This is a genomic window from Streptomyces boninensis (assembly GCF_048572725.1).
Taxonomy (GTDB): Bacteria; Actinomycetota; Actinomycetes; order Streptomycetales; family Streptomycetaceae; genus Streptomyces; species Streptomyces boninensis.
The window spans coordinates 8,422,459-8,436,381 of sequence record NZ_CP183837.1 but is presented as its reverse complement, the minus strand read 5'-3'; the positions used below and the strand labels follow the sequence as shown (position 1 = coordinate 8,436,381).

Sequence of the window (13,923 nt, the reverse complement as noted above, 5' to 3'; positions counted from 1 at the left end):
GAATATCACCGTCCGGACTCCGTCCGCCGTACCCGCGCCAGCATGGCGCCCTCGCGCAGCGCCTTGATGTCGTCCGGCACCAGGCTGTGCACCTCGATGCGGTCCGCTTCGACGTCCAGCGACAGCGTGCCCGGCGTCAGCGTGATCGAGTTCGCGTAGACCACCCGCGACAGCTCCGGCAGCCGCTCCGCCGGCACCGGCACCACCACCGGGCGCAGGTGCGGCCGCGGCGACCACACCGTCCGTGCCACCGCCCACGCCGAGCGCAGTACCTCACCGCCGAGCCACAGCAGATAGCCCGGCAGCCGGAGCACGAAGGCGAGCGGCACCCGGTAGCCATCCAGCCCCGCGCGGTGGACAAGCCAGCAGACGCAGGCGACGGAGAGCGCGCCGAGCGTGAGCAGCAGCGGAGTGTAGTGCCCGGAGAGGACCAGCCAGAACACCGCCGGGAGGAGCCCCGGCCCCAAGGCCAGGCGCACGGACCTTAACCGCGCTCGCATCGATCGCTCCGGCAACCTTGGCCTTCCCGGGTGCCCTCATGCACCCTTCACGTCGCTTGTTCCGCCGCCGCGGCGAGCAACCCGAGCAGGCGGTTGGCCGTCACGACACCGAGTATGTGCCCGTCTGCCGCTTCGACCAGCGCGAACGGTGACTTCCGGCGCGCCAGCAGGGCGCCCAGTTCGGCCGCCGTGGCTTGCGCTCGTACCCGCGGGACAGCGTCCGGCACCCGCCCGATCAGCGCCCTGACCGGCGTGTCGGCCAGATCGGCCGCGATCAGGTCGGCGTGCCTCTCGTCAATCACCTGCGCCAGACATGCCCCTTCCAGAAAGTACGGCGGAAGCACCGCCCGCAGCAGTGCGGCCGAGGACATGCAGGCGATCACCACAGCGCGCTCGTCGGCGACAACGAGCCCCGGAAGCCCTCGCTCCGCCACCATCCGCACGGCTGCCAGGGCGTCCTCGTCCGGTAAGGCGGTCGGCAAGGTTTCCACGACATCGGCAGCGTGCATGTCAGCCTCCCGCGAGCGAAGCCGGGTTCCTGCCAACCTGTCTGCCTCGATTGTCCGGCAGGAGACGGAAGCATCCAACGTTCGCCGCGGCCAATCAATGCCCGGCAATCCTTGCCGGGCACCGGCAAGGAGCGGGAGGCTACCCGTGTCACAGTCGCACTCCCCGCGGGAGGTGAGCGGACCATGCACCCACGCACGGGCGCGGACCCGGAACCGGCGCCAGATCTCATAGAGGTCGCCCGGCTAGCGGCAGAGGAAGCCCGCGGCGTACCCACCGATCTCCTCGAGGGCTATCTGCTCGAACTCGCCAGAGCCAGCACCGGCGCCCCACAGCGTCAGGACGGACGTCTGCGCTGGCGCGCCACCGGCGCTCGCGCCGCCGAACAGAACGTGCCGATGCGCGGCATCATCGACCTCTACCTCAGCGCCACCCGGCTCGTCTGGCCCGTGCTGCCCGGGGTGCGTGCGGCGACCGGCGCTGATGCGCTGCGTCGGGTCGGGGAGGCTGTGATCCGCGCCGCGGACACGGCGATCACGGCGGTGACCGATGGCTACGAGGAGGCGCAGCGATGGTCATGGCGCCAGGAGGAGTCCTTTCGCCGCGAATTCGTGGACGACCTGCTGGAGGGCAACAACGTCGAGACCCTGGTGGGCCGGGCCGAGCGGTACGGGCTGCGGCTCGCCGGCAGCTATGTGGTGCTGGCCGCCAGCGGCTCTGAGCCGTTTGTCGACGGCGGACCGGCGACCCGGCAGGTGGCTTCCGCCACCGGCCTCGACCCGCTGAGCCGGGACATCCTCGTCACCACCAAGGACGGCCTGCTGGTTTGCATCGTGCCGGACGCCGGCGACATGGTGCGGGACTTCGCCGCACGCGTGCGGGAGGTCCTCCGTCCGGGCACCCCATGGCGGATCGGCATCGGCCGGCCGCAGCGCGGGCCCGGCGGCGCCGTCCGCTCGTTCGAGCAGGCGAAGCAGGCATTGCACATCGGTCAGCGGCTGAATCTCCCCGATCAGCTGCACTGGGCCGCCGACCTGCTCGTTTACCAGGTGCTGAGCCGGGACCGGGCGGCGCTGGCCGACCTCGTGGACGCCGTCCTCGAACCGCTGCGCAAGGCCCGCACGGGCCCCGGCACCCTGCTGGAGACGCTCACGGCCTATTTCGCGGCGGGCCGCATGGCCACAGCCGCCGCACGCGAACTGCACGTCGGTGTCCGTACCGTCACCTACCGGCTCGACCGGGTCGAAGAACTCACCGGCTACTCGACGCACGATCCCCAGCAGAGCTTCACCCTTCAAGTGGCTGTGCTCGGAGCACAGTTGCTCGACTGGCCCGGTGGAAAATGACACGGGACCGTAAGACCGAATGGCCGCTCGGCCGGCACCCGCTCACCGAAAGTGCCGCGGGCTGGGGATCGGCAGGACGTCCGAGCTGTGCTGCATTCGTTGCACGGCGGCGGCCAGCTCATGGGCAACCCGCCGCATCTCAACCTCTGCGGCGGCGACTTGCATGCGAACCCGGGTGAGCTGCTGATGCATGGCCACGAACACCGCGACCTTGCTGCGCAACTCGTTCGGCTCGACGGGTTTGCAGAGATAATCTACCGCGCCGACCTCGTAACTGCGGCGCACCTGGTGGGGCTCGTCCGCGCTCGCCGTAAGGAAGATGATGGGGATGGCGCGGGTGCGCTCCCTGCCCTTGATGCACACCGCCGTCTCGAAGCCGTCCATGCCCGGCAGCCGGACATCGAGAATGATGACCGCGTAGTCCTCAGCCATCAGCGCCCGGAGCGCGGCTTCGCCCGACGAGGCTGTCACCACCGGTTGACCGAGCTCGTCCAGAATGCCGCCTATCGCCAGCAGCGCTTCCGGACGGTCGTCCACCAGGAGAATCTTGGAGTGCGGCACCTTTCCCCCGAACGACGACGACCCGAACCTGCTATTTTGCACACTGCAATCATGGTGGATGGCATCATGCGAGAGGCATGAGCGCGAACGCCACTCCGTTAGCGAAGTGTTACTGCGCGTCATGCTGACGATGCTGCTGGATCACCTGGGTTCACCGGGCATGCTCTCGCCTCAGCGGTCGCTGCGGCCGTTCGAGCGCAGGTCAGGCAGCGGTTCGGGGGAGGCGCTGGTGTCCGGGCTGCCCTGCATCAGGATCGGCCTGTCGCCGCTGCCACTCGTGGCGGGTCGCCGTGCGGACTCGGGTGGCTATGACGTCGTTCAGCGACCCCACCGCATGACTGCCGCCTGGACACGCATGGTCCAGCAGTGCCCGAGCCGAGAATGCCCTCTCGCTCACCAGCGGCGCGAGGGGCACCGGTGAACTGAGGGTCCCCATGTCGGGAGGGCCGCTAGCTCGGTCCGTCCTGGACATCAAACGCAAAGGTGCGTCCGATGTGTGCCAGCCGGTGGCAGTACGAGTCGAGGAGGTGGACGGAGGGGGTAGCGATCGTGATGTACACGCAGTAGTCGCGGGGAGCTGGGATGATCAGTTGCAGGGCGGCAACCGGGATCGCGAAAGGCGTCGTTGCCGAGTCACCAGCCGGGAGCGTGAGCGAACGCATGGACACCGACATGGCCCCTGGGCCGCAGGGCAGCTTGGCCGCCAGCACCATGTCCTGCTGGCCCTGCAGGCCCTTGCCCAGCTCGAAGTCGAGTTCCTGCAGGTTCGACTCCCCCTTGAAGAACTTCGTGGTCTTGGCCCGGTAGATTCCCTCCGCTGTCATCAAGCGGTCGTGGTGCTCACTGCCCATGATCGACACGGAGAGCAGACCCATGGACAGCCGTTCGTCGCCGTCGACTTCCTCCGTGCCTACGCACATGGCGTTGAGGATCCCGGATCCGTCATCCGACGGGGGCGGCAGCTGGCCGCGGATCTGGTCGCTGGCGGCCTGAAGGTCTTCCTCGTCCGCACCGGGCATCAGCCGCGCCATTGCCTCTCTCCAGCCGTCCGAGGAGGTGGGGTCGGGCAGCTCGATGAACTCATCCGGCACGGAATGCCGGAAGGAATACGTGACTGGGCGCGGTTGGCCCTCTACGGGCGTGTGGGTCATGCTGCCGTGCCGAACTGCGAGGGGTCGAGTCCCTTCGTGAAGGCGTCGCCCGCAGACATCAGGGTCTTAGGGGCATCCAGCTGAGGCTGGCGCGCAGGGCCCGGAGCCATGACGTCGGGCTCGGGTGGCTCGTATTTCGTCATCGCGGCGAGCGGCCCGAGAATGGGGACGTCGCCCATGGTCCCCTTTCCATCGCTCCAGCGAGTGTCGTTTACGTTGGAGCCGAGCGCGAAGCCGGCGCCGGCCGCCGTCATGCTCACGTCGACAACAGTCCCGGCGGCGACATGCGTCCAGCCCTCTGCAGCCATGACGAAGCCGCGGGCGGAGTTCCTGACGCCGCTGGGAATATGCGCGAGGTTGCCCCAAGATCCTGGACGGACCTTGCTGACAGCGGCCAGGAAGCCTTCCGAAGCACGCAGGGCTCGCCCGGATGCCACCAGGCCTCGTCCCGCTCTGGCCATCGCGCTGCCGGCAACGCCAAGTCCGCCGGTCAGGACACCGGCAGCGTCCCAGGCGAGGGTCTGCCAGGTCATGCCCTCGGCACCACCGATCATGGCTGCGCTGTGCGCAGCCAACGCTCCGGCGCCGACAAGCAGACCTACGAGTGCCAGCCCGGCTATGCCGCCAAATGGGATCGCGAGCAGGCAGATTACTCCGATCACCATCGCCACGTCGGCGAGGATGTCGCCGACAAGCTTCCAGAAGTTGGGATCGGTCAGCACTCTCAGCTGCTCGAGGATCGCCTCTTTGAACCCGTCCACCAAATCGTCGAACCAGCCTGGCTCGGGCGGCGCATCGTCCGCCGCGTCCTTGATGGTGCGGGCCGAGGCGTCTGCCTCGGTGACGTACTCGGCGTGCAAGGCGCGGGAACGGCTACGGATCGACTCAAGCTCGCCGCTGGCGCTGTCATACGCGCGCTGCTTGCCCTTCTTGTCGCGTTCGTGTTCTTCCTTCTCCTTGCCGGACAGCTTGGACGTGTCGCCGCTGACGCCGTCCAAGTCGGCCCTGGCGGCACTCACCTTCTGGGCCGCCGCATCAGCCTCGCGCTCCAGCCGCCGAGCCTGCGTCTGGAAGGCGTCCAGGCTGCGCTCCCACCCCGCCAGAGCCCGGTGTGCCGTGTTGAGGGACGTCAGCGCCTTCTTGAGGTAGGGCGGTATCTTCTCCACGGAGCTGCTGAACTTGTCCGCGGACTTTCCCACCCAAATACCCTATGAGGTGCCTATCTTGCTCAGCTGAGTCTGCGTGGTGCCGCTGTCACCGACCACTTTCCCCACCGCTGAGACTATGCGCCGCACCGTCTCCAGGTCGCCCGGCGCCGGATCGAATCCGAGATTGGGATACTTAGATGAGCCCATCCTGCTCCTCCCCTGTGCATGCCACGAACGCCACTCCGCGGGATGGCTGATGCCAAGATGATAGGAATCTACCTGTGTGACGACGACCTCGACCCCTGAACGAGGTCGTATCGGCAACGCGGACTACTGGGGATGGGATGAGCCTTCAGCGCGCACTCGACGGACTCCTACAGGCCGGAGCCAAGGGATCCGGCCTGTACACGCTCGTCAATCCATGGGGGTCGCGACGTAAATTCGCTGCTTTCGCGTACATCGCCGGACAATACGGGTACGAGTACGATGGCCTCGCTCCTGGTGTGCCCAGGAGCTTGAACTATCCCGTCTTCGCGTTCCGCCGACTGCCTGACGCTGAGCAGCGCGCGGCTCACACGGCGGCTCAGCACCCCAACGCCCGCTTCGGTGGCCCGTACCCGGGCATGCGCCCCGGCGGTGACGGACTCACCCCGCTCGCGGAGACTCGTACCGAGGTCGATCTGCTCCACGCGCGGATCAAGGTGGATCTCTTCGGGAAGTCGGCGGGCAAGCGCGTGCGGAAACTTGCCGTCCTGGTCCCGATCGGGGTGTTCCTCGCCTTGTTGATCAATCAGAGCTTCACGGCAACGGCATTCATCGTGGCCGGCGGCATTTGCGTGGCGTGGTGCCTGTACCTGTGGCTGGCTTCGGAGATCATGCGCCGGCGACACCACCACTACCGCCGCACGCTGGCGGACGCAGGGATCCGGTGGCCGCCGGACAGAAACACGTGACTCCGGGAAACCACAGGCGGAGCCAGTTCTCAAGTCCTGGCTCCCGAGCGCTCATGAGCGCCGAAGGAAACCACGCCGCGTGCGCTCCTGCCGGTACGAACGCTGGCGTGTCCGAGGATGCGCTCGATAGCATGCTTCGCCAAGGACGCTCGATCGAGGTATGTGGACAGTCGGGGGGTCAATGTCATTTCTGAGGTTCATGACTGATGAAGTCAAGCAAATGGCGGGCACGCTGGAGACCGGCGGCAGCCAGATGAAGGACGCCTCGAAGAATATGAAGTATGCCGACACCAAGGAGATCGGCCACGAGGCGATGGAATCAGCGTGCGATGATTTTGCGGACTCGTGGGACTACGGATTCGGCCAGCTGTCCAAGCTGACCAAAGGCGTCTCGAAGTTCGCGAACAAAGCTGCCGAAGAGTTCGCGAAGCTAGACCAGAAGCTCTACGACGAACTGGTCAACGCCAGCAAAGGCGAAGGTAAGCAGTAGACCGCGGCGCCACGCGCGCTGCCGCTGGAGTGCAACGGCATCACCGACCCCGACACCCCGACCAGGTCGTCATCGTCCCAGTGCCATCAGAAGCGGCCTGGGCACACGTGACGCCGGGCCGGCAAGCCAGGCTGCGGAGAGTCCCTCGGGAGCAACGGGCGCACCTAAAGCGTGTTGCACAAGGATGTGTTCTGGCAGGTCAGGGTGCGTGGAGGCAGTCTTCTGGTCATGTTGTGAGGGCGAGGTTGTGCATGTGGGCGACGCCACGCAGACGTCTGACCCGGGTGGGCCCCGGCAACCCGTCAATCCCGGCCTGTGTCAGCAGGACCACCTGGATGCCCATGTCACCCACACGTGCAGCAGACCGACGCGCCGACCGGACTACACCCTCAACTGCGACTGCGAAGAGCCCAAAATTGGCCCCGGTGCGAGGGTCGGCCCGCGTGCTACGTTCCGGCCATGACTAGACCCGGTGAGATCCTCGGCAGCGTGTTAGCCGCCAGCGAGCGCGAGCAGCTCGAGACGTTCCTGGATTACCTGCGCGACGCCGTCGTGCGCAAGGTCCGCGGGGTGTCGGAGGAGGACGCCCGGCGCAGCCCGGTGCCGACCGGCACCAACCTCGGCGGCCTGATCAAACACCTGCGGTGGGTGGAACTGGGCGGGTTCGCCCAGCAGATCGGGCAGATCCCCGCCGCGGAGCTGCCCACGCCGCCGTGGACCGACGCAGACCCGGAGGCCGACCTGCGGCTGGAGCCGCACGAGAAGCTCGACGACGTCATCGGCGCCTACCAGGCGGCGTGCGACCGCTCCCGCGAGATCGCCGCCCAGCACAGCCTCGACTACGCCGTCACCACACCGCGGGGCAGGGAGCTGACGTGGATGTACCTGCACGTGATCCTGGAGACCGCCCGGCACGCGGGCCACGCGGACATCCTGCGCGAGATGATCGACGGCAGCGTCGGCGACTGACGGCTCGCGACGCGTCGTCGGTCCGTGTTCCGGGTCGTCGGAGGCGGCGTTACACCGGTATCGGCGGAGGCTGACCTCCAACACCGTGGGCCGCCACCCGAACGGCTCGTGCGCCAACCGCCGGACCACCGTGTCCCTGGCCGCGCCCTGGCATCCGCAGCGACGACACCATCTGTCGGGCTCGACAACCCGGCACCGGAGAATCGCCCGATCGGGCTCCAACCGCTGCCCGAGCACTTCGAGCCCGAGATCATAGTCACCTCCATCCTCGGGAGACCTCGACCCCTACCCGGCCACCGACGCGCCGACCGGACTTACACCCTCAACTGCGAAGAGCCCGTCATCCACCGAGCGCTGGGGATTGAACTCAACCTAAGCGAACCGGATCTTGGATACCCCGACCGGCCGGCACTGCTTCGACGACGTGGTCGCACACTTCGGCGGCCTGGACATCCTCGTCAACAACGCGGCGATCTCGGTGGAGCAGCGCCGCACGGTGGACGCCCCGGAGACCGACACAGCCGCATTGGACCGGATGCACGCCACCAACTACCTCGGCGTGATCGCCGTCATCCGGGCCGCCTCCCGAGTGCTGCGCACGGGCGGCCGCATCATCACGGTGAGTTCCGGACTGGGCTCCCGGGTCGGCGTCCCGGGCGTTGCCGACTACTTGGCGACCAAGTCAGGCATCGAGAGGTACACCATGGGGGTCGCACGGGACCTCGGGCCCCGCGACATCACGGCCAACGTCGTGGAAGCCGGGCTGATGGACAGCGGCATGCAACCGCCGGACCCCGACACCCTCAAGGCCCTGCTCAGCTCGCTGTCCCTGCAACGCATGGGGCACCCCGACGAAATCGCCGCGGCGATCGCCTTCCTGGCGAGCCCCGACGCGTCGTACGTCACGGGCGCGGTGCTGGACGCCCACGGCGGCTACAACGCCTGAACCCGGACCCCTGCCGCGCGCCCCGAAGGACGTCGCGTCTTCGGGGCGCGCACCGCCAACGACCCGCGTGTGCGTGGACACGACTCAAGAAGCCCGGATCGTGATCGTGTTACGAGCTCATAGGCGATGGCAATGCACCGGGTCGAGGTGCATCGGGCCACTGGGATGCTCGCCGCCCTGCTCGGCATCCCGCTGCCCTCGGCGATCGCCCTGTTACGCGGAGCCTTCCTCCTGGGCAGCGACATCACCGACGTCGCCCGCGCCGTCGTCGACCGCGAGCTGCCCCGGGTCGCCGACGCCCCGCCGAGCGGCGGACCGCGCATCGGCCCCTCCCCACGGGAACCACCATCCAGCTGCTCACCGACCGGTGCGTCGAACTGCTGGACATCTCGGCCGCCGGGCACGTCCTCATCCAGGCGGCGCGGCTGGCCGAACGCGCCGTGCGGCAACGTACGTGGCTCAGCTCCAGCTCGGGGTGGGGCCACGCCCTGCTTGATACGGAACCGGCCGCCCGGTGGTGGCGTCGAGCAGGACGCGGTCATCCAGGGGTTGGTCCAGCTTCACCGTTACGTGTTCCTCCTTCGCATCCTTGCTGCACACGCCCTCCTTCGGGTTCTTGACGGAATTCGACAGCACCACGCTGCCGCGCGTCTCCAGCGCCTTCACGGCGGGGCCTTCGTCGCAGGAGCCGTGGAGGGCGAGCACCGTGACCGAGCGCCCGTCCGAGGCGATGTAAGAGACGCTGGACAGGGGAAAGCCTGGGCCGCCCACCCTTCGCTTGATCGGCGGTTGGGGAAGTTTCGATGGCACGGCTGCAGCCCGCTTCAGAGGAGAGTCATAGCCGGCGAGGGTGAACAGCCAGGCTGGGACGGTGGCCGGGCCTCGGCTGGTGGCGAGGACCATCTCGCCGAGCTTCGCGTCGGTCACTGTAAGGTGCGGGCTTTCCCCCGCGTGATCGCCGGAGAGGGTCTTGTACGCCTCGTCCGCTCCCAGGAGCGGGCGGGTGAGCGCTGTGCCCTCGTTCCACGCCACCCGGCCGTCGGCCGGCCGGGTGGCGGGCAATTTGCTGCGCAGGATGAAGCTTTGCTCTGCATAGGCCTGCTTATCCGCCGGGCTCTTCAGCCCGCCCCGTGGCAGCTGGACCACGTCACCCATGGGGTGATAGCCGGCGCGCCACGCAGCAGCAGCGGTTGAGCCGTCCCAGGCCGCCGCCACCTGCCGTGCACGGGCCGCCAGCTTCTTCGCATCACCGGCGGCTTCCGTGCCCTCGTTCTGGCTGCCGCACCCGGTGCTGAAACCCACGGCGACGACCGCCACCATCAGCACAGCAAGCCTGGCGGCAGGGCGCGACGTCTTGTCAGTCACGTGAACTCCAGAATGGGTCAGGGACGGGTGCCAAAGAAACATGCGCGCCGCTTGGCGCGCATGTAGGAAGTACGTGTCCGAAGGCTCTGGGAGCCTACGGAAGTGCGGAGTGTTGTCGGCGGTGCTGGAGCTGGCTCGGTGAGGACCCGGGCTGTGCTCCGCTCGTGCGCTGGATGCGCTCGCGTTCGTCGACGCCTCGCGTAGAGCCGATCACTCCTGCTGCAGTACCGAGATCCGGAGCGCCTTGTTCTTGTCCCGGGTCAGGAACATCCCGGAGCCGTCCACATCGGCCCATGGAACGTCGATGTCCAGGGACAGCGCCTTCGGCTGTCCGGTACGCAGGGAGACCTGTGCCGGAACGCCGTCGTCGCCGTCGTTGACCCCGCCGAACGCCGTGCCGCGGTCCGTGACGAAGAGCAGGAGGATCTCCTTGCGGTTGTCGTCGCCGGCCAGGCACCAGCCGCGGCGTGTCTTGAGATCGAAGGCGACCGGGCCGGCGGCCACGTAGCGGTCGTTGGAGGAGGCGACGGCCGGATACGCCTCTGAGTACATTCCCGGTGTCAGGTCTTCGGTCGAGCAGGTCGTCGTGGCCTTGACCCTGCCGGTGGTTGCATCGTGCACTGCCCACACATGAGTGCCGTCGGGTCGGTTCCACACGGCCACGAGGTGTTCGCCCGCCGCGGCCTGCGCGTCGCCATTGAGGTTGATGGAGTCGTTGCTGCCCGGCTTCACGCCCGCGGGTGCGTGGTCGTTGCTGAACCAGGACCCCGGCACCCCGAATCCACCGTTGTCCGAGGAGATCACCGGGCCGGCCGCGGCTGTGGCCCACACCCGGCCGTCCGTACACAGGGTGTCTTCGCACCATGCCTTCGGCAGCAGCTCCGTGGCCTGGTAGCGGGTGACCTTGCCGGAGGCGACGTCGACTGCGGCGCCTGCTTCGCGGCCAACGCCCTGGCCGTCGCCCCAGGTGATCAGCAGACCGTCCCCGTTGGCGGCGACGTTGAGGTCGTCGCTGCTCGCGCTGACCGGCACATTGATCACGCGCGCAGGCTTGACCCCGCTGCCGGAGGCCTTCGCCGGGTACACCGCGAGCTGAACGACCTCCGTGCCCTCGTGCAGCTCGTCCTTGCCCTTCAAGCCGTGAGCCCAGGCAACGATGTACTCATCGTCGGCCTGTACCGTCGAGATCACATCGGGGATCTCCTCGTCTTCGGAGAGATCGTCCGAGATTCCTTCGGTGGGCACCGGCGGCTGCCAGTTCTTGCCGGACCAGCGAACATCGCCGGATTCTGCCGCGCGCACCTCCACCGAGTAGCCGCCCGAGGCCGCGCGCAGATAGGCAACGGCGCCGGTCTCCTCGGCCGTCGTCACGGGCAGCGAGCCCACCGAAGGCGGCACCCACCCGAGTGTCTGCTGCCACCCCTTGGTGGTGCTGTAGCCGTCGGGAACGTTCAACTTGGCCAGCTTCTCGGATGGCGCCGGTCCCCGTTGATGAGCGCCTTCGCCGTCGGCCTTGCCGTCCCCGTCGCCGCTGCTGCAGCCGAAGAGTGCTCCCATCACCGCCAGCGCCAACACCCCGTGGGTGACCCTCCGCACCACAAACCCCCGACCTGCGCCTGCAACCCGTGACGGCCGCGCGCACTAGTCACCACGACAAGACCGGTGACGCTAACACACAACTCAGTGTTCACAGCGGTGACATTGAGCCACTTCGGCTCCCGGACGGTGCCGCTGCAGCCGGCACACGGAACCGGGCTGGCGCGCGGGCCGTACGTGCACTCACCCGCCGAGACCGGCTTCCTCGATGAAGCGGCTCGGGGTGCCGGCCCAGGACACGGCCAGCCGGTCGCGGGCGCGGGTGCAGGCGACGAACAGCAGGCAGCGCTCCGCCATGAGGTCCGTTTCGTGCTGCAGCCGGTCGACGTCGAGCGGGGTGAGGGCCTTGGGGTGCGGCAGGGTCTGGGCGTCCACGCCGAGCACGGCGACGCAGCGGAACTCCAGGCCCTTGAAGGAGTGCATGGTGCCGACGCGGACGGCGCCGTCGGCGGCGAGGGCACCGGGCCGCAGTCGCTGGGCGGGGATGCCGGCCGCCTTCAGGTGGGCGGCGGCCGCCTCGACGCCCTTCTTCATGCGGGCGGTGACGCCGATCTCGTCCAGCGCCACGCCTTCGGCCTGCCACGCCGCCACGACGTCCACGAGCGCGTCGAGTTCGGCTTCCTCGGTCGCCGCGGCGTGGATCTGCGGGCCGGGGCCATGCAGCGCGGAGCGGTAGCCGAGCAGGGTTTCGTGGCGGTTGTCGTCTTCCAGCTGGCGGATGGGGGTGCCGAGGAGGATGGCGGTCGACCAGCTGAGGATTTCGTGCGTGGAGCGGTAGTTCTTGCGCAGTTTCGTGCTGCGTCCCGTCACCTTGATGCCGAGGGCCTTGAGGGAGACGCGGGAGTCGTAGATGCGCTGATGGGGGTCGCCGGCGATGAACAGGTCGTCCGGTCGCTCAGGTGCGGCGGCCCTGAGCAGCCGCCACTGCGCCGGGTGGAGGTCCTGGGCTTCGTCGATGACGATGTGGCGGTACGGCGGGCCGTCGGCGCGGAGCTTGTCCGAGGCTTCGACGCAGGTGCCCAGGTAGGTGCGCCTGTTGTCGGTCACGAGCTGTTGGGTGAACCCTTCCATGGTGTGCCAGACCAGGGCCCGTTCGGCGGTTGGCAGTCGGCTGCCGCGGCCGCGGCGCTCTGCGGCCTCGTACGCGCTCAAGCTCCGCAGGTCCTGGGCCAGGATCACGTGCCGGTACTCCTGTGCCAGAAACTGCGGGGTGGCCGCGCAGCCGGTGGCGGCGGCCGCGGCCTCCCAGCGGGTCTCCTCGTCCGTGCCGGTGAGCGGTGTGCGGGAGGTGGCCACGACGCGCCGCGCGAAGGCGTCGACGGTGGTGATGTCGACCCGTGCGCGCTGCTCCTCGCTTTCCACCAGTGTCTCCAGGCCGCTGCGCAGTGCGTCGACGAGGGCGTTGGTGTAGGTGGTGAGCAGGATTCGTTCGCCGTCGCGCAGGTGGCGCAGCAGGTGCCGTACGCGGTGCAGGGCGACCACCGTCTTGCCGGTGCCGGGTCCGCCGGTGACCTGGGCGGGGCCGGCGTAGCTGGCGCGGTGGGCCACGCGGTGCTGACTGGGGTGCAGGAAGACCCGCCACGCGGCGAACGGCTTGTCGAGGATGTCGAGCAGGTCCTCCGACGCGGTGACCAGGGCGATGCGGGTGCGGGTGTGCTGGATCGCGGTCTCGTAGTCGCTCGGGTCGACGACGGCCGGGCGGGGATCGGTGGTGGGGAGATTGACCGAGACCAGGTCCCGCCACACCTCCTCCACCGAGTAGCCCTCGGCGAGGAACTCCAGCACCTCGCGCTGATCGGGCGGGAAGTACGGGCCGAAGACGGCCCCTCCGCTCAAGCGGGCCGCTGCCGTCCCGTCGAAGCTGTCCCGGCTGCCGGTCAAGCGAGCCCCGGACGTGCCGGGACTGCCGCTCCGGCGACTGACGCAGCTCGCCGCGGACGGGCGGTCGGTGACCGTGGAGGCCATGCACGGCGACTGTGACGACCGTGCCGTGGTGTCCGTGCTGGAGACGGGTGGCAGCGTGGTGCTGTCGAATTCCGTGAAGAACCCCAGGAAGGGCATCTGCACCGATAGGGCGCAGATACAGCGGATGGCAGTGAAGCTGGAGCGCCCGCTGGGCGACCGTCTTCTGCTGGACGCGATCACCGGTCGGCCGCTGACCGCCTGCAACGCATGCCGACCGACGCCGGAGCGGACTCGGTGACGCCCGGGTACGGGGCGGCAATGCCACATGCCCCCGCTCGTCGTAAGAGAGGTGGCACTCTCGCGAGGAGTGGGTGGCAAGGATGAGCCCGGAACCACGTCACACGAGCGATGCCCATGCCTACGGTCATGGACACGGAATGGTCATCGGCGTGAATCTCCCCGGGCTCACCCCGGCGCGGTGCGGCA

General features: G+C 68.4%; 13 protein-coding genes and 2 pseudogenes. 6 read left to right on the top strand and 9 right to left on the bottom strand.

Going from position 1 to position 13,923, the window contains the following annotated elements; all coding sequences use genetic code 11:
* Positions 1-5: 5 nt before the first annotated feature.
* Together ACNNMR_RS38045 and ACNNMR_RS38040 are read right to left on the bottom strand one after the other, a co-directional pair.
* Positions 6-479, bottom strand: coding sequence for a Na+/H+ antiporter subunit E (locus ACNNMR_RS38045; RefSeq protein ID WP_419999276.1), 474 nt, complete (start codon positions 477-479; stop codon positions 6-8).
* 68 nt (positions 480-547) lie between these two features.
* Positions 548-1,009: a hypothetical protein gene (locus ACNNMR_RS38040; RefSeq protein WP_419999275.1), complete on the bottom strand. Its 462-nt coding sequence runs from the start codon at positions 1,007-1,009 to the stop codon at positions 548-550.
* 183 nt (positions 1,010-1,192) lie between these two features.
* Here ACNNMR_RS38040 and ACNNMR_RS38035 point away from each other — a divergent pair, with 183 nt between their 5' ends.
* Positions 1,193-2,353, top strand: coding sequence for a PucR family transcriptional regulator (locus ACNNMR_RS38035; RefSeq protein WP_419999274.1), 1,161 nt, complete (start codon positions 1,193-1,195; stop codon positions 2,351-2,353).
* 42 nt (positions 2,354-2,395) lie between these two features.
* Here ACNNMR_RS38035 and ACNNMR_RS38030 read toward each other — a convergent pair whose 3' ends face one another.
* From ACNNMR_RS38030 to ACNNMR_RS38020, 3 genes are all read right to left on the bottom strand, one after another.
* Positions 2,396-2,890 (bottom strand): response regulator, encoded by a 495-nt coding sequence (locus ACNNMR_RS38030; protein WP_419999273.1) that lies wholly within the window; start codon positions 2,888-2,890, stop codon positions 2,396-2,398.
* A 473-nt stretch (positions 2,891-3,363) separates the two neighbouring features.
* Positions 3,364-4,005, bottom strand: a complete 642-nt coding sequence (locus tag ACNNMR_RS38025) for a hypothetical protein (RefSeq protein WP_419999272.1) — start codon at positions 4,003-4,005, stop codon at positions 3,364-3,366.
* 56 nt (positions 4,006-4,061) lie between these two features.
* Entirely contained in the window at positions 4,062-5,264 is a 1,203-nt protein-coding gene (locus ACNNMR_RS38020) for a hypothetical protein (protein ID WP_419999271.1), read from the bottom strand.
* Between the two features lie 293 nt (positions 5,265-5,557).
* Between ACNNMR_RS38020 and ACNNMR_RS38015 the strand changes: the two genes are divergently transcribed.
* From ACNNMR_RS38015 to ACNNMR_RS38005, 3 genes are all read left to right on the top strand, one after another.
* On the top strand, positions 5,558-6,166 hold the full coding sequence (locus ACNNMR_RS38015) for a hypothetical protein (RefSeq protein ID WP_419999270.1): 609 nt from the start codon (positions 5,558-5,560) through the stop codon (positions 6,164-6,166).
* A gap of 181 nt (positions 6,167-6,347) precedes the next feature.
* The gene (locus tag ACNNMR_RS38010) at positions 6,348-6,656 is read left to right on the top strand and encodes a hypothetical protein (RefSeq protein WP_419999269.1); all 309 of its coding nucleotides are present in this window, start codon (positions 6,348-6,350) and stop codon (positions 6,654-6,656) included.
* 459 nt (positions 6,657-7,115) lie between these two features.
* Positions 7,116-7,625: a DinB family protein gene (locus ACNNMR_RS38005; RefSeq protein ID WP_419999268.1), complete on the top strand. Its 510-nt coding sequence runs from the start codon at positions 7,116-7,118 to the stop codon at positions 7,623-7,625.
* A gap of 51 nt (positions 7,626-7,676) precedes the next feature.
* Here ACNNMR_RS38005 and ACNNMR_RS38000 read toward each other — a convergent pair.
* Positions 7,677-7,877, bottom strand: a pseudogene (locus ACNNMR_RS38000) (ISL3 family transposase); the annotation flags it as partial.
* Between the two features lie 136 nt (positions 7,878-8,013).
* On the opposite strand from ACNNMR_RS38000, the gene ACNNMR_RS37995 reads away from it, so the two are divergent.
* Entirely contained in the window at positions 8,014-8,571 is a 558-nt protein-coding gene (locus tag ACNNMR_RS37995) for an SDR family NAD(P)-dependent oxidoreductase (protein WP_419999267.1), read from the top strand.
* A gap of 459 nt (positions 8,572-9,030) precedes the next feature.
* Here ACNNMR_RS37995 and ACNNMR_RS37990 read toward each other — a convergent pair whose 3' ends face one another.
* The 3 genes and pseudogenes from ACNNMR_RS37990 to ACNNMR_RS37980 all read right to left on the bottom strand — a co-directional run.
* Positions 9,031-9,936: a hypothetical protein gene (locus ACNNMR_RS37990; protein WP_419999266.1), complete on the bottom strand. Its 906-nt coding sequence runs from the start codon at positions 9,934-9,936 to the stop codon at positions 9,031-9,033.
* Between the two features lie 210 nt (positions 9,937-10,146).
* Positions 10,147-11,508: a hypothetical protein gene (locus ACNNMR_RS37985; protein ID WP_419999265.1), complete on the bottom strand. Its 1,362-nt coding sequence runs from the start codon at positions 11,506-11,508 to the stop codon at positions 10,147-10,149.
* Between the two features lie 207 nt (positions 11,509-11,715).
* A pseudogene (locus ACNNMR_RS37980) lies at positions 11,716-13,353 on the bottom strand (UvrD-helicase domain-containing protein); the annotation flags it as partial.
* Between the two features lie 73 nt (positions 13,354-13,426).
* Between ACNNMR_RS37980 and ACNNMR_RS37975 the strand changes: the two are divergent.
* Positions 13,427-13,735 (top strand): hypothetical protein, encoded by a 309-nt coding sequence (locus ACNNMR_RS37975; RefSeq protein ID WP_419999264.1) that lies wholly within the window; start codon positions 13,427-13,429, stop codon positions 13,733-13,735.
* The last annotated feature ends 188 nt before the right edge of the window (positions 13,736-13,923 follow it).

Bases quoted from the DNA above. Each gene is read 5' to 3' on its own strand.
- ACNNMR_RS38010 (WP_419999269.1), top strand. From the start codon at position 6,348: ATGTCATTTCTGAGGTTCATGACTGATGAAGTCAAGCAAATGGCGGGC.
- ACNNMR_RS38005 (WP_419999268.1), top strand. From the start codon at position 7,116: ATGACTAGACCCGGTGAGATCCTCGGCAGCGTGTTAGCCGCCAGCGAG.
- ACNNMR_RS38015 (WP_419999270.1), top strand. From the start codon at position 5,558: ATGAGCCTTCAGCGCGCACTCGACGGACTCCTACAGGCCGGAGCCAAG.
- ACNNMR_RS38035 (WP_419999274.1), top strand. From the start codon at position 1,193: ATGCACCCACGCACGGGCGCGGACCCGGAACCGGCGCCAGATCTCATA.
- ACNNMR_RS38040 (WP_419999275.1), bottom strand. From the start codon at position 1,009: ATGCACGCTGCCGATGTCGTGGAAACCTTGCCGACCGCCTTACCGGAC.